At 64.9% G+C, this 16,909-nt stretch carries 16 protein-coding genes; 9 read left to right on the top strand and 7 right to left on the bottom strand.

Annotated elements, in window-relative coordinates; all coding sequences use genetic code 11:
* Nucleotides 1-68 precede the first annotated feature (68 nt).
* From BerOc1_RS11540 to BerOc1_RS11515, 6 genes are all read left to right on the top strand, one after another.
* Nucleotides 69-572 (top strand): flagellar basal body-associated FliL family protein, encoded by a 504-nt coding sequence (locus BerOc1_RS11540; protein ID WP_071545845.1) that lies wholly within the window; start codon nucleotides 69-71, stop codon nucleotides 570-572.
* Nucleotides 573-656: 84 nt separating this feature from the next.
* The gene (gene fliN, locus BerOc1_RS11535) at nucleotides 657-1,214 is read left to right on the top strand and encodes a flagellar motor switch protein FliN (protein WP_071545844.1); all 558 of its coding nucleotides are present in this window, start codon (nucleotides 657-659) and stop codon (nucleotides 1,212-1,214) included.
* The gene (gene fliO / locus BerOc1_RS11530) at nucleotides 1,207-1,590 is read left to right on the top strand and encodes a flagellar biosynthetic protein FliO (protein WP_071545843.1); all 384 of its coding nucleotides are present in this window, start codon (nucleotides 1,207-1,209) and stop codon (nucleotides 1,588-1,590) included. Before fliN ends, fliO begins: the two co-directional genes overlap by 8 nt.
* Before the next feature lie 94 nt (nucleotides 1,591-1,684).
* A complete protein-coding gene (fliP, locus tag BerOc1_RS11525; protein ID WP_242653048.1) occupies nucleotides 1,685-2,344 on the top strand; it encodes a flagellar type III secretion system pore protein FliP in 660 nt (219 codons plus the stop codon).
* A gap of 82 nt (nucleotides 2,345-2,426) precedes the next feature.
* Complete coding sequence (gene fliQ / locus BerOc1_RS11520) at nucleotides 2,427-2,696, top strand: flagellar biosynthesis protein FliQ (protein WP_071545841.1); 270 nt, start codon at nucleotides 2,427-2,429, stop codon at nucleotides 2,694-2,696.
* 166 nt (nucleotides 2,697-2,862) lie between these two features.
* Nucleotides 2,863-5,280, top strand: a complete 2,418-nt coding sequence (locus BerOc1_RS11515; RefSeq protein ID WP_071545840.1) for a Lon protease family protein — start codon at nucleotides 2,863-2,865, stop codon at nucleotides 5,278-5,280.
* 100 nt (nucleotides 5,281-5,380) lie between these two features.
* Here the strand turns inward: BerOc1_RS11515 and BerOc1_RS11510 are convergent, their stop codons facing one another.
* Nucleotides 5,381-6,154: a substrate-binding periplasmic protein gene (locus BerOc1_RS11510; protein WP_071545839.1), complete on the bottom strand. Its 774-nt coding sequence runs from the start codon at nucleotides 6,152-6,154 to the stop codon at nucleotides 5,381-5,383.
* A 117-nt stretch (nucleotides 6,155-6,271) separates the two neighbouring features.
* Here BerOc1_RS11510 and BerOc1_RS11505 point away from each other — a divergent pair, with 117 nt between their 5' ends.
* Genes BerOc1_RS11505 through BerOc1_RS11495 form a run of 3 tightly spaced genes read left to right on the top strand, consistent with a single transcriptional unit; the run spans nucleotide 6,272 to nucleotide 7,681 of the window.
* Nucleotides 6,272-6,928 (top strand): metallophosphoesterase family protein, encoded by a 657-nt coding sequence (locus tag BerOc1_RS11505; protein WP_071545838.1) that lies wholly within the window; start codon nucleotides 6,272-6,274, stop codon nucleotides 6,926-6,928.
* Nucleotides 6,929-7,399, top strand: coding sequence for a 23S rRNA (pseudouridine(1915)-N(3))-methyltransferase RlmH (locus tag BerOc1_RS11500; protein WP_071545837.1), 471 nt, complete (start codon nucleotides 6,929-6,931; stop codon nucleotides 7,397-7,399).
* A 24-nt stretch (nucleotides 7,400-7,423) separates the two neighbouring features.
* Nucleotides 7,424-7,681 carry a hypothetical protein gene (locus BerOc1_RS11495; RefSeq protein ID WP_071545836.1) on the top strand — a complete coding sequence of 86 codons (258 nt, stop codon included), beginning with the start codon at nucleotides 7,424-7,426 and terminating at the stop codon, nucleotides 7,679-7,681.
* Between the two features lie 76 nt (nucleotides 7,682-7,757).
* Here the strand turns inward: BerOc1_RS11495 and BerOc1_RS11490 are convergent, their stop codons facing one another.
* From BerOc1_RS11490 to BerOc1_RS11465, 6 genes are all read right to left on the bottom strand, one after another.
* A complete protein-coding gene (locus BerOc1_RS11490; protein ID WP_071545835.1) occupies nucleotides 7,758-9,647 on the bottom strand; it encodes an Nramp family divalent metal transporter in 1,890 nt (629 codons plus the stop codon).
* A gap of 160 nt (nucleotides 9,648-9,807) precedes the next feature.
* Nucleotides 9,808-10,485, bottom strand: coding sequence for a polyphosphate polymerase domain-containing protein (locus BerOc1_RS11485; RefSeq protein ID WP_071545834.1), 678 nt, complete (start codon nucleotides 10,483-10,485; stop codon nucleotides 9,808-9,810).
* On the bottom strand, nucleotides 10,485-11,417 hold the full coding sequence (locus BerOc1_RS11480) for a DUF4956 domain-containing protein (RefSeq protein ID WP_084641437.1): 933 nt from the start codon (nucleotides 11,415-11,417) through the stop codon (nucleotides 10,485-10,487). The genes BerOc1_RS11485 and BerOc1_RS11480 overlap by 1 nt, the downstream gene beginning before the upstream one ends.
* Nucleotides 11,414-13,606 carry a CotH kinase family protein gene (locus BerOc1_RS11475; protein ID WP_165610816.1) on the bottom strand — a complete coding sequence of 731 codons (2,193 nt, stop codon included), beginning with the start codon at nucleotides 13,604-13,606 and terminating at the stop codon, nucleotides 11,414-11,416. The genes BerOc1_RS11480 and BerOc1_RS11475 overlap by 4 nt, the downstream gene beginning before the upstream one ends.
* A gap of 116 nt (nucleotides 13,607-13,722) precedes the next feature.
* Nucleotides 13,723-15,207: a hypothetical protein gene (locus tag BerOc1_RS19130; protein WP_071545831.1), complete on the bottom strand. Its 1,485-nt coding sequence runs from the start codon at nucleotides 15,205-15,207 to the stop codon at nucleotides 13,723-13,725.
* 165 nt (nucleotides 15,208-15,372) lie between these two features.
* On the bottom strand, nucleotides 15,373-16,884 hold the full coding sequence (locus BerOc1_RS11465) for a hypothetical protein (protein ID WP_071545830.1): 1,512 nt from the start codon (nucleotides 16,882-16,884) through the stop codon (nucleotides 15,373-15,375).
* Nucleotides 16,885-16,909 lie beyond the last annotated feature (25 nt).

The following is a 16,909-nucleotide window of genomic DNA, read 5'->3' as shown; positions in this document are numbered from 1 at the left end:
GTTAGTCTGGAAAAATGGGGCGATTGACGATAAGGGATTGAGAACAACCAGCTGGAAAGGGAACTGCCATGGCTCAAGAAGAACTGACCCAGGAAGAAGGGAAGAAGAAAAAGGGCGGTCTGCTCAAGTGGATCATCATCGTCGTCCTGCTGGCGGCGCTGGGTGTGGGCGGCTGGTTCGGATACAAGATGTTCTTTGCCGCGCCTGAAGAGGACACCGCGGCGCAGCAGGACGCGGCCGGCGATCCCGGCAAGCCCGCCGAGCAGCTGGAGGGCCAGATCGTGGCCCTGCCCACGTTCCTGGTCAACCTGGCCGATCCCCTGGGCCGCCGCTACCTCAAGCTCGGGGTGGAGGTGGAGGTGCGCGACGCCGACGCCCAGGCCGCCCTGACCAAATACGAGGCCAAGATCAAGGACACCCTGCTCCTGCTGCTTTCGAGCAAGACCTACGAGGGGCTGTCCACCATGCAGGCCAAGGTGGAACTCAAGCAGGAGATCGCGGACCGCCTGAACCAGATCATCGGCAACGGCGGAATTCTTCGGGTCTACATCACGGAAATGGTCATCCAGTAGCACGCTTCTTGCTAGTTCCGTAGCGGACCGTCCCGGATTTTGACGGCCCGACCGCGAATAACGTATTTTAACGAGGTGAGCGACATGGCTGACGATCAGGATAAACTCGCACAGGAATGGGCCGACGCCCTGCTGGAAAGCGGCGACTCGGACGACGATCCGCTGGGGAACCTGGAGAACGTGACCGATCCTTCGGAAGCGGGCAGCGCCGACGTGGGCAACGACGACGAGGCCCTGGCCGACGAATGGGCCGCCGCCCTGGCCGAGACCGAGCAGGACGAGGTCAAGCACGAGAAGGAACAGGCCTTCCTGTCCACCCAGACCCACGACTACGAACTGACCGACATGGGCCCGGACGCCAAGGCGGGCAGCTCCTCGGGCAAGCGCGACCTGGACTTCATCCTGGACATCCCGCTGGAGGTCTCGGCCGAACTGGGCCGCACCAAGCTGCTGATCAACGAGCTGCTGCAGCTGGGCCAGGGCTCGGTGGTCGAGCTGAACAAGCTGGCCGGCGAACCGCTGGAGATCTACGTCAACGGCAAACTGGTGGCGCGCGGCGAGGCCGTGGTCATCAACGAGAAGTTCGGCATCCGGTTGACGGACATCATCAGCCCCATCGAGCGGGTGAAGCAGCTTGGCTAGCCCGGTTCAGGCCGGCGCCGCGGCCGTCCCGGCGCAGCTTCCGGCAGTGGGTTCGGGAACCACCATCCTGACCACGGCCGGATACCTGTTCCTGCTGCTCGGCGTCATTTTTCTGGCCTACTGGCTGCTCAAGCGGTTCGGCGTGCCCGGCGCGCTGACCTCTTCCGGCCCGGGCGCCCCCAAGCTGGTCAACCGCCTCATGCTCGGCAACCGCCAGTCCGTGGCCGTTGTCCGCTACCGCGACAAGGACCTCCTGCTCGGCGTGACCGAGCACAACGTCACCCTGCTGGCCGAGGAAGAGGCCGCGCCCGAACCCGAACGGGCCGAGCGCAGGACGTTCGCCTCGGTGCTCAAGAGGAGCGCGGGCCGTGACTAGCGGCAGACGCCTCGTGGCCCTGCTGACGGTGCTGGCCGCCGTCCTGCTCCCGGCCCTGGTCTGGGCCCAGGCCCCGGTCATCCCCAAGCTGACCATGGAGCTGGCGGCCGGACAGGCCGACCCCCAGGAGGTCTCGACCCTGCTCGAGATCCTCTTCCTGCTGACCGTCCTGTCCATGGCCCCGGCCATCATGCTGACCATGACCTCCTTCACCCGGATCATCATCGTCTTCCATTTCATCCGGCAGGCCATGGGCACCCAGCAGATGCCGCCCAACCAGATCCTGTCCGCCCTGGCCATCTTCATGACCATGGTCATCATGTACCCGGTGGGCAAGGCCATCAACGATACCGCGCTCCAGCCGTACATGAACGAGACCATCAATTTCACCGAGGCCCTGACCCGGGCCCAGGTCCCCTTACGCGAGTTCATGTTCAAGCACACCCGCGAGAAGGACCTGTCCATCTTCTATTCCATCACCAAGGAGCCGCGCCCCGACAACAAGGAGGAGGTGCCGACCATCATGCTGGTCGCCGCCTACACCATCTCGGAGTTGAAGACCGGCTTCACCATAGGCTTTCTGATCTACATCCCGTTCCTCATCCTGGACATGGTCGTGGCCTCCATTCTGCTGGCCATGGGCATGATGATGCTGCCGCCGGTCATGATCTCGCTGCCGTTCAAGATTCTCCTGTTCATCCTCATCGACGGCTGGAACCTGCTGGTGGGCTCGCTGGTCAACACCTTCCAGTGACCGTGCGCGCCGTGTTGCCCGGGGAGTGGTCCGCCCTGCGGACGCCCCTAAACCCCAACCGCCCCGGCAAGGAGGGCCCGACATGACGCCGGAATTCGTCGTCGGATTCGCCAGACAGGCCATCGAGATGACCCTGGTCATCTCCCTGCCCATGCTCGGCATCGGCATGGCAGTGGGCATCTTCATCTCCATCATCCAGGCCGCCACCCAGATCCAGGAGATGACCCTGACCATGGTGCCCAAGATCATCGCCATCTTCATCGCCCTGCTCTTGGCCTTCCCATGGATCATGGACAAGATGACGTCCTACACCACCAACCTCTTCCTCAACCTGCCCAACTACATCCGCTAGCTCGCGGCCGAGCCCGCGCCTGCCCCCCCGAAGGCACCCAAAAAGTTTCGGAGGGAGAGAGGGGGGGAGGGGCCACCCGCCACGCGGGTGGTGACAAGCGGGGGGAAAGGGCTTAGAAACGGGGTACGGTGCGAACGCCGCGCAAAATCAACCCGAACGAGTTCCAATGACCAAAACGACCCTTCCCAAAAGCCTGCCCGGCTCCAAGCTGCGGGCGGCCATGGATCCGGCCACCATTCCCTACGCCACCAGCGCCGACGTCCCGGCGCGGAACGTCTATTCCCAATTGCAGCCCCGGGCGATCCACGCCCTGTCCCTGGCCCTGGAGATCAGGGGCAACGAGCACAACCTGTACGTGGCGGGCGAGCCGAACATGGGCCGCACCTATTTCGTGCGCTCGTTCCTCAAGCCCGCGGCGGCCAAGGCCGCGCCGCCCGCGGACTGGGTCTACCTGTACAACTTCGAGGACAGCGACAAGCCCATCGCCCTGTCCCTGCCCGCCGGACGGGGACGCAAGTTCAAGCTGGCCCAGAACAAGGCCATGGCCCACATCCGCCAGGAGATTCCTGCCCGGTTCGAGAAGGACACCTTCCAGAAGAAGCACGAGCGCATCGTCAAGAAGTTCAACGCCCGGCGCGAAGAGCTGTTCAACGAGATGGACGACACGGCCGAGAAGGAGAACTTTTCCCTCTCCCTGGACGACGAGGGCGTGCTGACCCTGTCGCCCATCGTGGACGGCGAGGTGGTCTCGGACAAGGATTTCGACAAGCTCAAGCCCGCCCAGCGCAAGAAGCTCAAGGCCAAGGGCGAGGAGCTGCTGGCCGGGGTCAGCTCCATCCTGCGCCAGATCAACCAGAACGAGATGGAGATGCGCGACTCCGAGAGCGCCCTGCAGCGCGAGACCGCCAAGACGGTCATGGAGGACTGCTTCAAGGAAGTCTCCGACAAGTTCAAGGACATAGAAGGACTGGCCGATTATTTCGAGGATCTGGTGGACGAGGTGGTCGACAACGTGGACCAGTTCATGCCGCGCGACACCTCCCTGGCCGGGCTGCTGCCCGAGGGCATGCCGTCGGGCGAGGACTTCTTCACCCGGTTCGAGGTCAACCTGTTCGTGGACAACGGCAAGACCAAGGGCGCGCCCGTGGTGGTGGAGGACCACCCCACGCCGTTCAACCTGCTCGGCTCCATCGAGCGCGAGGCCGAAATGGGCGCGCTGTACACGGACTTCACCCTGATCAAGGCGGGCTCCCTGCACCAGGCCAACGGCGGGTTCCTGATCCTCAACGTGGAGGACCTGCTGTCCAACCCGAGCTCCTGGGAGGGGCTGCTGCGGGCGCTGCGCTCCGGCCAGTCGCGCATCGAGGACCCGGTGGACCCGGAACAGGTCCGCGCCCGGACCATCCAGCCCGAGCCCATCGACCTGGACCTCAAGGTGGTCCTCATCGGCACGGACGAGCACTACGAGGTCCTGCTCTACAACGACGACCGGTTCGCCAAGTATTTCAAGCTCAAGGCGCATCTGCAGCACGCGGCCATGCGCACGGCGGCGAACATCCGAAACTTCGTCTCGATCATCGGCCAGACCGCGCGCGAGGCCGGGGTCCTGCCCCTGACCCGCGAGGCCATGGCCGGGCTCATCGACTTCGCCTCCCGGCTGGTGGAGGACCAGAAGAGGCTGTCCCTGTACATCCCGCTCATCCGCGAGCGCATGATCGAGGCCTCGGCTTTGGCCCGCATGGCCGGCAAGGAGACCGTGGACCAGACGGCCATGAGCGAGGCGGTCTGGGCCAAGGACTACCGCGTGAACCTCTATGAAGAGGAGTTCATGGCCGACTACGACCGCCAGGTCATCAAGGTGGACACCGACGGATACGGCATCGGCCGGGCCAACGGGCTCTCCGTGACCCTGTTCGGCGACTACGAGTTCGGCCTGCCGCACCAGATCTCGTGCACCGTGGGCGTGGGCCACGGCGGCATCCTGGACCTGGAGCGCGAGGCCCAGCTGGGCGGGCCCATCCACACCAAGGGCATGATGATCATCAAGTCCTACCTGGTCCGACTGTTCGCCCAGAACAAGCCCATCGTGCTGACCGGGTCGCTGTGCTTCGAGCAGTCGTACGCGGGCATCGAGGGCGACTCGGCCTCGGGCGCGGAGCTGGCCTCCCTGCTCTCGGCCCTGTCCGACACGCCCATCAACCTGTCCTACGCCATGACGGGCGCGGTCTCGCAGAGCGGCGCGGTCATGGCCGTGGGCGGGGTCAACCGCAAGATCGAGGGATTCTTCGAGGTCTGCCGCAGACGCAAGCTGACCGGCCGCCAGGGCGTGATCCTGCCCGCGGACAACGTGGTCAACCTGATGCTCAAGGACGAGGTGGTCCGGGCCGTGGACGAGGGCAAGTTCCACATCTTCCCGGTCAAGTCCATCGAGGAGGCCCTGTTCATCCTGACCGGGCTCAAGTGCGGAACGCGCGGCAAAAACGGCCAATACCCGCTCGGCACCCTGTACCGCAAGGTGGACCAACGGCTGGCCGAACTGGCCGAACTGGCCATGAAGACCACATCCGGGGGCTGCGAAAAGTAGGGCTCTGCGGGACCGCCTCGAGAAAGGGGCGGCGTGGCGGCCGAAGACCGGACCTCGCCCGTCTCGTTGCGCTTGTTCCGTCTCTCGAAGAGGAAACGATTCAACCGCCCGGGCCACCGGCGGCGGCCCTGACCGGCGGAGAGGCCTCTTCCCCGGCATCCATGCCGTCCAACATCCAGGCATACTCCCCGAGCAGCCGGGCGGTGGCGCCCTCCTCGTACATGGCCCGCAGGACCTCGGCCAGCCGGGGGGCCAGGTCCGCGTGCCCGCGATTCACCCAGTGGTAGAAATTCCAGTCGGCCAGAGGCCCGGAGTAGCGCACCGGGATTGCCTGCGCCTGTGCGGCCTGTTGCAACAGCAGCCGCATCCCGATCGCCGTATCGATCCGTCCCTCCTCCAGGGCCCTGAACGCCGCGTCGAAATCGTTGAACACCACCGGCTGGAGACCGAGCCGCAGCAGATAGCCGAGGGCGGCGAGGGAGCCCCGGCTGGCACCGACCCTGAGGTTCCGCAAGTCCGCCGGACCCCGGATATCCGATCCCCGCGCCAGGCCGCAGGCCACCAGGGAATGGTGGAACAGTGGAAAACCGACGCGGACGAGATTGGGATATCCCTTCGCCACCGAGGCCGTCCGGGCCAGGCAGGCGTCGACCTCTCCCAAGTCGGTCCACTCCAGTTCGCGCAAGGTGGGCAGGTCGACGAACGTCACATCCACCCCGAGCCTTCTATAGGCCTCCCTGACCAGGGATCGCATTTCTTCACCCTTGGCCCCAGCCAACAGGTCGGGGGAGCTTACCCGCAACGTGTTTCCGGCAAAAAGCGGAGAGGACATGACAGTGATAACTATAGCCACGGCGGCGACCAGAACTTTCATTGTGCCGCCCCTACACTTCCCAAAGGAAAAGGTCAACCGGTAACGCGCAAAAACGCCATCCGTTGACGCCGCCCCGCCCCGCCGTTAGGGTCAGGCAATCTTTTTCAAGGAGCCGCCATGTACTGGATAGCTTTCGGCGACATACACGAATCAACCGGCCTGCTCGGGTCCGTACCCGGCCTGGCCGAGGCCGACGGAGTCATCGTCACCGGGGATCTGACCAACCGGGGCGGCCGCGAGGCGGGCAAGCGCGTGCTCGACGCCGTGGCCCGGTACAACCCGCGCATCCTGGCCCAGCCCGGCAACATGGACTCGGACGGCGTGACCGCCTACATCCGCGAACAGGACATGGACATCCACCTGCGCGTGCGCGAACTGGCCCCGGGCCTGGGGCTCATGGGCGTGGGGTTGTCCACCCCCACCCCGTTCGGCACGCCCGGCGAGGTCCCGGAATCCACCCTGGTCCAGTGGCTGGACCGGACCCATGCCCTGGCGGACGGGTTCGACCGGCTCATCTGCGTCATCCACGAGCCGCCCCTGGACACCGTGGTGGACCGTCTCGACAACGGCCAGCACGTGGGCAGCCCCGGCGTGCGCGCCTTCCTCAAGCGGGTCCAGCCCGTCCTGGCCGTGACCGGCCACATCCACGAGGCCGCGGGCACGGACCGCATCGGCGAGACCCCGGTCATCAACCCCGGCATGCTCGCGGGCGGCGGATTCGTGCGCATCAACTTCGACGGCGGGGCCGTGACCGCCAGCCTGGAGAGCGTGTAGATGAGCAGGATCGGCTTTCTCTGGGTGGGCAAGCTCAAGGAACGCTTTTCCCAGGACGGGTGCGCCCTGTACTGGAAAAAGCTGTCGCGCTTCTTCCAGCTGGAGGAGACGGTCATCAAGGACGCGCCCGGCAAGCTTCCCCCGGCGGACAAGAACAAGGTCGAAGGCGAGCGCATCCTGGCCAAGGTCAAGCCCGGTGACGTGCTCATCCTCCTGGACGAATTCGGCGAACGGCTGACCAGTCGCGTGCTGGCCGACAAGCTCAGGCAGTGGACCGACGCGCCCAACCAGCGCCCGGTTTTCGTCATCGGCGGGCCGTTCGGCCTGTCGGACGAGGTCAAGGCCGCCGCCCGCCATACCATCCGCTTGAGCGACATGACCCTGCCCCACGAGCTGGCCCGGCTCCTGCTCCTGGAGCAGCTCTACCGTGCCGGGACCATTCATAAAAACATGCCCTACCATCACGACTAGGGCCCACAGACGGAGGCACAACCCATGCTCGACATCGACTACCTGGAACGCGTGGCCAACTACTTCGACTCCGGCGACTGCAAGTTCGAGTTCGAAAACGGCGAGGAGGAACGCCGCCTGCTCATTCTCGACTTCCTGGAACGGCTTATGGAGCTCGGCGAAAAGGCCGACGAACTGGCCACCAAGCTGATCTTCAAGGACGCCTACGCCAGCCTCCTCACCGAGGAGGGCGTGGCCGAGGCCGAGGCCGCAGAGGCCGAGGCAAAGGGCACGAAGCAGTAGGACGCATCGGGCCTCCGCCGCACATGCGGCGGGAGAAAAAAAGCGGGCCCACCGAAGCGGGCCCGCTTTTTTGCGCCTAGACGACCAGGATGGGTATGTCGACCTTGTGGCGCACCGGCTCCACGGTCTCGCCCCAGAGCAGGTCGCCCAGCAGGCGGTGGCCGTGGGAACCCATGACCAGCATGTCCACGCTGTGGGTTTCCGCGAACCGGACCAGTTCGCGCGACGGGTTGCCGAAGAGCAGGGCCATCTCCACGGCCACGCCGGAGGAGCCGATCTCGTCCGCGATCTCCGCCAGGTACCGCTCGTCCTCGCGGGTGTGCTCGTCGTAGACGTTCTGCCCGCCGTCCTCGGCGTTGTCGTAGACGTGGGCCAGGGCCGTGTCCACCACGTGGACCAGGGTCAGCATGGAGCCCTCCCGCTTGGCCAGGGACAGGGCCTGGTTGACGATCGGCGCGTCGCCCGAATCATGCCCCAGGGCCGCGACGATGTGCCGCACCGCCTTGGTCTCGACCTTCTCTATGACGGCGGCCGCGCTGCCGGGCGCTTTCCCGGGCCAGCCCCTTTCGCCGCGCAGGAACGGCATGACCAGCAGGTAGACGAGAAAAAGCCCGGTCGCCACCGCCACCAGGACGATCAGGACCGTGACCGGAAGGGACGTCCCTTCGCCGCTCCACTCCGCGATCTGGTCGTACACCAGCTTGCCGTTCAATCCGATGATGATCGCCGAGGTGATCCAGGCCAGGATCTTGACCCACCACCGGTTGGCGAACGAGCCCATCTTCAGCTTGTCGCCCGTGAAGTGGACCAGCGGGACGATGGCGAACGGCAGTTGCAGGCTGAGGACGACCTGGCTGAGGATCAGCAGCTTGTAGGTCCCCCTGTCGCCGAGGATGGCGATGACCACCACGGCCGGGAGCAGCGCAATGCACCGGGTGATGAGCCTCCTGATATGGGGGCTCAGGCGAATCCTGACGAACCCCTCCATGACGATCTGCCCGGCCAGGGTCCCGGTCAGGGTCGAGCTCTGCCCGGCGGCCAGCAGGGCCAGGCCGAAGGCGATGGGGGCCACGTGGGTGCCGAGCAGCTGTTCGAGCATCCGGTCCGCCTGCTGGATCTCGGTGACCACCATGCCGTGCCGGTGGAACACGGCCGCCGCAAGGACCAGGATGGCCGCATTGACGAAAAAGGCCGCGTTCAGGGCCAGGGTCGAGTCGAGCAGGTTGAACCGGCAGGCCTGGGCCTTGGCGTCAACGATGCGGGAGACGTGCCGCGTCTGAACCAGGGAGGAATGGAGGTACAGGTTGTGGGGCATGACCGTGGCCCCGATGATGCCCAGGATGATGTACACCGAGCCTTCCGGTATGGAGGGCGCAAGCCCGGCCGCGGCCGCGCCCCAGTCCGGCCTGGCCAGAAAGAGGTTGACCACGAATCCCCCGGCGATGACCGTGATCAGCGAGAGGATGAAGGCCTCCATCTTGCGGATGCCCAGCCGCTGGATGGCCAGCAGCAGGAAGGTGTCGAACAGGGTCACGGCCGCGCCCCAGAGCAGGGGCAGGCCGAAGAGCAGGTTCAGGCCGAGGATGGTCCCGAGCAGTTCGGCCAGGTCGCAGGCCGCGATGGCGATTTCGCAGAGTATCCACAGGACGAAGGAGACGGCCTTGGAGTATTCGGCCCGGCAGGCCTGGGCCAGGTCCTTGCCGGTGACGATACCGAGCCGGGCGGCCAGGGTCTGGAGCAGGACCGCCATCAGGTTGGACATGAGCACCACCCAGATCAGGGCGTAGCCGAATCGCGAGCCGCCCTCGAGGTCCGTGGCCCAGTTGCCGGGGTCCATGTATCCGACGCTGACCAGGTACGCCGGTCCGGCAAAGGCGAATATCCGTTTCCACAGCTTGGGGTGCCGGGTCTGCACCGACCCGTGGACCTCTTCCAGGGATTTTTCCTTGCTCACCGCATCGCTCATCCGCATCGGCTCCATGTCTCGCTTGCGCCCGGGCAGAAAAGCGGAAGGAAGGCCGGGCGCCAGCCGGAGTAATATCCCATCGGGCGGCGCAACACAACGCATCCGCCTGGGTCTCCGGCCACGGGAACGGCTGGCGCGGCCGCCCGGAGAGCGGGGAGGGTCAGCCGTTGTAGACCGCGACGATCCCGGTCACATACTTGGATTTCCTGGAAAGAGGAAAGGGGATGTCCGAGGCCACCCCCGCGGCGGCGGGATCGGCGTCGCGGTCGTACTTGAGCTCCAGGACGGACATGGCGTCCGGGCTGCCCATGCACCCGGCCCGATACAAGGCGGCGGGCGCGCTGTAACGCAGGTCGTGGTCGATGGTCACGCGGAACCGGCCGTCCGCGGACAGGAAATACCGCCGCCTGTAGCGGTTGAACAAGGTGGGCCGCAGCCCGCTCGTCTCGAACAGCGCCTCCGGGGGCAGCCCCAGCCTCTCCAGAAGGCCGAACTCCATGAGCCCGCCGCCCTTCAGGTCGACCGGAAAGACCTCCTTGGTGCCGACCATCCCGGACTTGCGCTTGATCTCCAGGCGGCAGGTCCCGGCGGGCGGGCCGTCGCCGTACCAGCGGACGCGCACCTTCAGGCGGTCCGGGACGCCCTGCACGTTCTCGTGAAAGAACCGGAACAGGGAGGTGTCGAAATAGACGTTGTTCACGATCCGCTCGGCGTATATCTCGCGGAAGCCGAACCGGCTGCAACGCAGGATGGAGGCCAGGTTGGGCTCCATGTGCAGGGGAACCACGTACTTGCGCTCGTAGCGGTACGAGCGGATTCCGTCGGTGCCGTCCGCCACTAGATCAGGCTCCTCGCCTGGACCATGGTCATGTTCGCCTCGGGATACCGCTCCTGGAAATGGTCGTTCAGGGCCGCCAGGGTCCCGGCGCTGTCGATCTCGACCAGGAAGCTGACATGGTTGGCGGCGTCGCCGGTCTCCAGCCGGGTGAACTCGTAGGACAGGCCGTGTTCCTCCAGGAACCGGGTCATGGACGGCAGGAAATCCCTGCCCGGCCCGTACATGGTCACCAGAAAGGCGTTCTCCATATGCTTGGCCGACTGGATGCGGCGGAACAGGACGAAGCCCACGCAGATGGCCCAGAAGGCCGTCAGGGTGATGCCGAAGCGGCCCGCGCCGAAGCCCAGGCCGATGGCCACGGTGAAGAACAGGAAGGCGAGCTCCTCGGGCTCCTTGATGGCCGTCCTGAAACGGATGATGGACAGGGCGCCGACCAGGCCCAGGGACAGGGCCAGGGAGGCCTTGACCACGGTGATGACCAGCATGATGGTCAGGGCCAGCATGACGAAGGTGTTGGCGAACCGCTTGCGGTTGGACAGGGAGGCCCCGAACACCACATAGACGGAACTGGCCAGCCTGGCGCAGCCGCCGCTGAAGACGAAGCCGATGCCGAAGTCGATGTACGCGGCGGGCAGGGGCAGTATGGCCAGCCAGAGGCTCAGGGCGCAGAGGTTGAACCAGTTCAGCCCGGACCACAACTCGTCCGCCTGCCTCCGCTCCAACCGGGGCAGGACGTAGCGCAGGGCCAGGTAGTACAGGCAGCCCGCAGCCAGCCCGACGGCGGCGGCGACGGGCAGGGTCCGGATCAGCGAGGACAGGTCGGCGTGCGCCTGCGCCCTGTCGATGACCGAGGCCGAAGCCACCGAGACGCCGGCCAGCAGGCAGCCCGCCAGACGAAATTTCTTGCCGCTCAACCAGGGTGTGTCAGTCATGATTCTTCTCTTTTATCATCATTGGGTTCGAAAATGGCGGTGTCCTCGAAGGGGATCCCCGGCTTGACGCGTATCTGCGGGCCGACGCCCGGACGGCCTGCCCAGCCCTTGAAAACATACCCCGGCGCTGGCTCCGCCGTGAGGACGATGTCCAGGCCTCCGGGCACCGGCCCTTCGAGCCGCCCGTCGTCCAGGACCACCCCCTCGGCCAGGATGCGCCCCCTGCCCTGTCTGGCCACCCGGACGGAGACGTCCACGGGCCCGCCCACGCCGAACCGTTTGTCCAGGATGTCCAGCATGGCCTGCGGGCGCTTGCGGACGTACTCGCGCAGCTGGTCGAGATTCGCCTCCCAGTCCTTCGGGGTCATGAACAGGCGGTCGATCTTCCAGTCCCAGCGCCAGCGGTCGATATGGCGTTCCATCTCGGGCCGGACGTCCCCGGCCATGCGGTCCAGTATGCCCAGGGCCCGCTTGGGCGCGAAGGTGGTCAGCATGTGGACCGCGAGCCGGGCGCAGAAATCCCTGACGAACATCCTGTTTTCGGCCAGTTCCGAAAACATCAGCCCATTGCCCCCGCGCCGGTCGTAGAGAATGGCGAAGGGGTCCCGGTCCGCCGGCAGCCCTCGCTTGCCGTTGAATCCCCGGTCCAGGTCGAAGAGGATCCACTGCCACTTGAGGGCCCCGGACCTCGGCCGCCACGCCTTGATGTTGCCGTCGGGCCAGTCCGGGTTGCCGGAATAGGTCTCCACCGCAACGTAGTCGAGATAGGCGTCGATATCCAGTGCCGCCATGGCGGGCCGGTAGTCGCCGTGCTTCGGCACCGGGGGCATGTCCGCGAAGGGCCCCTTGTCCGAGCCGACCTCGCCGCCCCCATCCATCATATCGATAGGCTGCACCGCCAGGCCGTGGCGGGCCAGCAGGTTCTTGCGGATCATCAGTTCCCGCAGCCCGTAGAGGCCCCAGTAGCGGCCGTTGAGATAGACGATCACCGGACGGTACGGCATGGTGTCGCAGGCCACCCGGCCCTGGACCAGGACGTGCTGGAAGGCGTCTCGGAACTGAGTGCGCAGCCAGGCGTCCCCTCCGTTGCGCAAAAGGAGCCCGGCGTAGCGGTCCCGAGGATCGCCCGGGAAGAGGCTGTGGCGGATGCCGTAGGGCTCGTCCCGGCTGGTGGTGTAGACGGCCAGGGACTTCTGGGGCCGCCCCCGGGAGGCCCCGCCGAAGATGCGCATCCTGCCGTCCGCCTGCCAGTCCCCTTCCGGGGATAGATAATCGAGGTGCACGGGCCTGCGCCAGTTGTGCCGCCAGTTCTGCGAATTGCCCACGCCGTCCTTGCCCGAGGTTCCCTCGGCGTAGATGCCCACTTCCGGGTCCCACAGGTTGTCGGGGGCCGTGACCACGGAGACCACGGGCAACAGGGTGTGTTCGCCGAACAGATAGGACCGGGTGGCGGGTGTGAACATCCTGCCCTCCGGGGTCACGGCCGAGGCCCGTACCACGGTGGTTTCGTCGATGCGCACGGGCGCGCCGTATTCGGGCGAATCCGGGCCGGGCAGGGAGCCGTCCGTGGTGAAGCGCACGCCCAGCCCGTCCGGGGCGGACAGGACCAGGTCGAAAGGAGCGGTGCAGCGTCCCGAGGGGCGGGAGAACGAGACGGGCGCCCCCAGGGAGTCCCGCATGTAGGTCCGGCTCTCGGAATTGGCGCTTCCCTTGGTCGGGCTGGCGTGGATGGCGAAATCGCCGTCACCGTCGGGCCAGCGGCCCAGGGAGAAAAACCGGGGCAGGCCGTCGTAGGTCATGGAATCGACGAGCGCGCCGCGCGGCGAGAACAGGCCGACCTCGCCGCTGATGCTGTCCAGCCTGAACCCGACATGGTCGTAAAGCCCCTGTCCGTCGCAATAGAACACCTTGAAGCCGCCGGGGGCGAGGATGAAATCATCCTTCACGGTCCAGCTCCGCTCCTCCAGGTCGTCGGTCAGGGCATACCCCTTGAGGGAGACCGGCCCGTCGCTCCGGTTGTACAATTCGACCCAGTCCTGATAGTTGGACGAGCCGTCCACGAATATCTCGTTGATGACCACGGGGGAGTCCGCGCACCGGGCGCGGGGAACGGCCAGGGCCACCAGGAAAAGGACGGCCGCTCCAGCCGCCAGGGCCGTGCGTAGAATGCGAGTCAGTCGTATGGGCATAAGTTGTCTGCAGCACCGGGAACCAAAGGTATCCGATGTGTATAGGAATCCTCTGGCCGAGTAAATAGCGCGCCCGGCCCACGCCGGAGGCCTCTTCAGCCACAAGACGACACGGCTTACCGATAACCGACGAAGTCGAACCGGATATTCGCGACGCTTCCGCCCAGGTCCAGCCGTATCCTGCCTTCGGACCCGAGGGGCATCATGGTCTCGAGATCGTAATAACGCGTGTCCGACAGTTTTCCGGCGTATTCCTTGCCCGTGTTTTTGTCCTTTACGGTGAAACGGTCGATATCCGCCTTGAAGACGGCCGCCCGCCTGTCCCCGGCCTTTTTCACACCCAGGAAAACATACCCGTTGTCCGCGGACAGCCCGGCCCCATCCGGGGAACCCTCCAGCAGGAATCCGACCGGCATGCAGACATCGCCTGATCGGTGAACGCCCTCGGGAACGACGAAGTTGTTCCGTATGCCGCCAACTGCGATGCCGTTCACGAACGCCTCGAAATCCTTGTCCTCCAGGTCGGAGTCCGCAAAGTCCATACCGGCCGGCAAATGCAGCGCCTTGCCCGTAACCTTCCGGCCGGTCGTCCCCAGGGCCCATTCCAGGTCGTCCGCGCCTCCGGCGGTCTTCACCCACAACAGGTGCAGCATGACGGGAACCCCGGCAGCCCTGTTGCCCTCTTCCGCAATGCGCACCCCAACTGACGCTGAAAATTTAGTGAATGCAGGGGCATAGTGAAATCCGACGGGCTCGGTGACCGTCTGCAACGGAGCGTCCCGCAATGCATCCAGCAGCGTTCCTTTCGTGCTCCTCGACACTTTCTTGACCATCAGGACCGAATCGCATTTATATTTACCTAATAATTTTAAGCAATTATACTGTCCGCCGTTCTGCGCGGCCAAGGCACCCGTTTCCGCCACAGGAAGCATGCCCCGGTTCCGCACGGCGGTCAGGGACAGCGTTCCGGGGGTGTCCACGCCGCCTTGCCGGACGGTCACGTCTCCCTTGTAGGAAAACGAGAGGCACTCGTGGCCGTCCACCACCTTCATACCGTCATAGACGTAGGCCGGATTCGGCTCCGGAAAGATCAGCTCCATCTCCCCGGACCGCAACGCCGCGACCTGGACGGGCATCGCCCGCTCGCCGACGGCGGTCTTTCCAAGGGGCAGGGCGAGCCCCTTCAGTACGGCGCCGCCCAGGTGGAGCACATCCTCAAAAGCCACGTCGTGCTCGACCATGTCGGCGATATTCCGGCCCTTGGCGTCGGAAGTGAATGACACGGAATAGAAGGGGTAGGCTTTTCCCTTGGACTCGCCGAACAACCGCAGATTGTCCAGAACGACGTCCCAGGCAAGGCGCGAACCATCGGCCCTCCGCACCGTGTAATGCGCGTCGTAGGAGACCACCGGGGGTGTTTCCTCCTCCCCCTCCCCGGTCGCCGTCCTGGCGATTTCCATATGAATGATCGCCGCTCCATAGGAGTATTCGAGATTCACCGAGGTGTCCGCCGCCGGACCTTGCAGGCTTCCGGGGTTGTGTCCGCAGGACGGCAGAAAGATGATGAACGCGAAAAGGAGCGCGGCGATGCGGGAATTCATGGCTGATCCTTTGGATTGGAGGTAGAGGTAGCGGTTAAGCCTGGCCCGATCGTCCCGGAAACGGAGAAATGGAATTTCCGGCGACAGGCTTGAAAAACGCGCGACCCGCAACGAGCGGACCGCGCGTTTTATCGTAGGCCGTGAGTGTCGGACAGGAGCGCGGGGCTAGTCCATGATCCGGGTCAGGCTGCCCGTGGTGGTCACGCTGCCCTTCACCATTTCCATGACCACCTTGCCGTCGTACCAAAGCGGCATCATGGTCGCGAGGTCGTAGTAGCGCACCATCGACAGGCTGCCGTGATGCACCACTTCAGCCCCTTTGGCATTGGCCGTGAAGTGGGCGATATCCGCAGTGAACACACCCACCTTCATGGAATCGACCGTCTTCACCCCCTGAAAGACGAAGCCCTCGCCCTCGGGGAAATCATACTGCAGATTCGCCGCCTTGCCCTTTATCTTTACGGGCATGCACACGTCCCCGGACCTGTACGCGCCCTCGGGGATGATGAAATCGCTCTCTATGTCGGCCACGCTAAGGACGCCCGTCCCGGTATTGTCCTGAAAGCCCTGGATGTCGCGGCCGCTCGCATCGGTGGTGAACGCGAACCCGATGGCTTCCGGCATCTCCAGCGGCTGGCCCAACACCTTGAAGTCGGACATGGCGACATTCCACGCCAGCCTCGGCGACTGGGCGGCGGTGTCGATCTTCATGACGAACTCCATGAAGGGAAGCTTGACTGCCGGCTCGCCCTTTTCCGCGGGAGTGAGGGTCGCCTCGGCCTTGAGCCGAACCGAGGCGGGAACATAATGGAAAGTCATGGGCTCGGTGACCAGCTGGAGAGGAGCCTTGTCCAACGCGGTGCGCAGATCGTGCATGGCCTTCGCTTCCTGCGCCGCAGTCGACGTCGCCATGTCCTGCGCCGTCAGCTCACGCACCTTGCCGACTATTACCGTGACCATGTCCTTCATAGGGCCGTTCATGGTCAACTCGCTGTCCGCGCTCACCGGAAGCATCTCTTTGGTGCAGGTGGTGGAGACATGCATGGAGCCGGGATATTCCTTGCCGTACTGCCTGACGGTCAACTCGCTCTCGTAGGAAAACGCATAGCACTCCTTGCCGCCGACCTCCTTCACCCCGTCAAAGACATACTTGGGGGACGGTTCCGGAAAAAGAATCTGCGTATCCTTGGACTGAAAGGCCTTGACGGGCAGGGCAATGGACGGATCGCCCACCGCGACCTTTTCCAAGGGGAGCTCGAGGCCGTCCAGGATGGTCTCGCCCAGCCCCAGTTCGTCCTTGCCCGGCACCTCATGCACGACCTTGTCGGCCATGTTCCGGCCCTTGACGTCGGTCGTGAAGGACACCGAATAAAACGGCTCCGGATTCAGGGAACCGCCTGAATTCTGGTTGTCCAGGACAACGTTCCAGGCAAGACGCGAGCCGACCTTCTTGATGACGTAATGCGAGTCGAAGACCATGACCGGGATTTCCGTCCCGTCCATCCCCTTCATGCCGACCGTCACATTGACGGTCGAGCGCAGGTCGAAGGAGCCCGGCCCGTAACGCAGATCCACCGGCCCGTCGGCCTTCGGGGCGGACGTGTCGCCGAGATTGTGCTGGCAGGACGGCAGGAACAGGAAACAGGCGAAAAGGAGCACGATGAGACGTTTGTACATGGCAAACCCATTGGCTAAAGCGTTA

It is taken from the genome of Pseudodesulfovibrio hydrargyri, assembly GCF_001874525.1.
Lineage (GTDB): Bacteria > Desulfobacterota > Desulfovibrionia > Desulfovibrionales > Desulfovibrionaceae > Pseudodesulfovibrio > Pseudodesulfovibrio hydrargyri.
This window is presented reverse-complemented; position numbering and strand designations above follow the sequence as displayed.

Coding starts and splice junctions, on each gene's coding strand:
- BerOc1_RS11475 (WP_165610816.1), bottom strand. CDS start 13,606: ATGCCCATACGACTGACTCGCATTCTACGCACGGCCCTGGCGGCTGGA.
- fliN (WP_071545844.1), top strand. CDS start 657: ATGGCTGACGATCAGGATAAACTCGCACAGGAATGGGCCGACGCCCTG.
- BerOc1_RS11465 (WP_071545830.1), bottom strand. CDS start 16,884: ATGTACAAACGTCTCATCGTGCTCCTTTTCGCCTGTTTCCTGTTCCTG.
- BerOc1_RS11490 (WP_071545835.1), bottom strand. CDS start 9,647: ATGAGCGATGCGGTGAGCAAGGAAAAATCCCTGGAAGAGGTCCACGGG.
- fliQ (WP_071545841.1), top strand. CDS start 2,427: ATGACGCCGGAATTCGTCGTCGGATTCGCCAGACAGGCCATCGAGATG.
- BerOc1_RS11500 (WP_071545837.1), top strand. CDS start 6,929: ATGAGCAGGATCGGCTTTCTCTGGGTGGGCAAGCTCAAGGAACGCTTT.
- BerOc1_RS11510 (WP_071545839.1), bottom strand. CDS start 6,154: ATGAAAGTTCTGGTCGCCGCCGTGGCTATAGTTATCACTGTCATGTCC.
- BerOc1_RS11505 (WP_071545838.1), top strand. CDS start 6,272: ATGTACTGGATAGCTTTCGGCGACATACACGAATCAACCGGCCTGCTC.
- fliP (WP_242653048.1), top strand. CDS start 1,685: ATGGAGCTGGCGGCCGGACAGGCCGACCCCCAGGAGGTCTCGACCCTG.
- BerOc1_RS11515 (WP_071545840.1), top strand. CDS start 2,863: ATGACCAAAACGACCCTTCCCAAAAGCCTGCCCGGCTCCAAGCTGCGG.
- BerOc1_RS19130 (WP_071545831.1), bottom strand. CDS start 15,207: ATGAATTCCCGCATCGCCGCGCTCCTTTTCGCGTTCATCATCTTTCTG.
- BerOc1_RS11480 (WP_084641437.1), bottom strand. CDS start 11,417: ATGACTGACACACCCTGGTTGAGCGGCAAGAAATTTCGTCTGGCGGGC.
- BerOc1_RS11540 (WP_071545845.1), top strand. CDS start 69: ATGGCTCAAGAAGAACTGACCCAGGAAGAAGGGAAGAAGAAAAAGGGC.
- BerOc1_RS11495 (WP_071545836.1), top strand. CDS start 7,424: ATGCTCGACATCGACTACCTGGAACGCGTGGCCAACTACTTCGACTCC.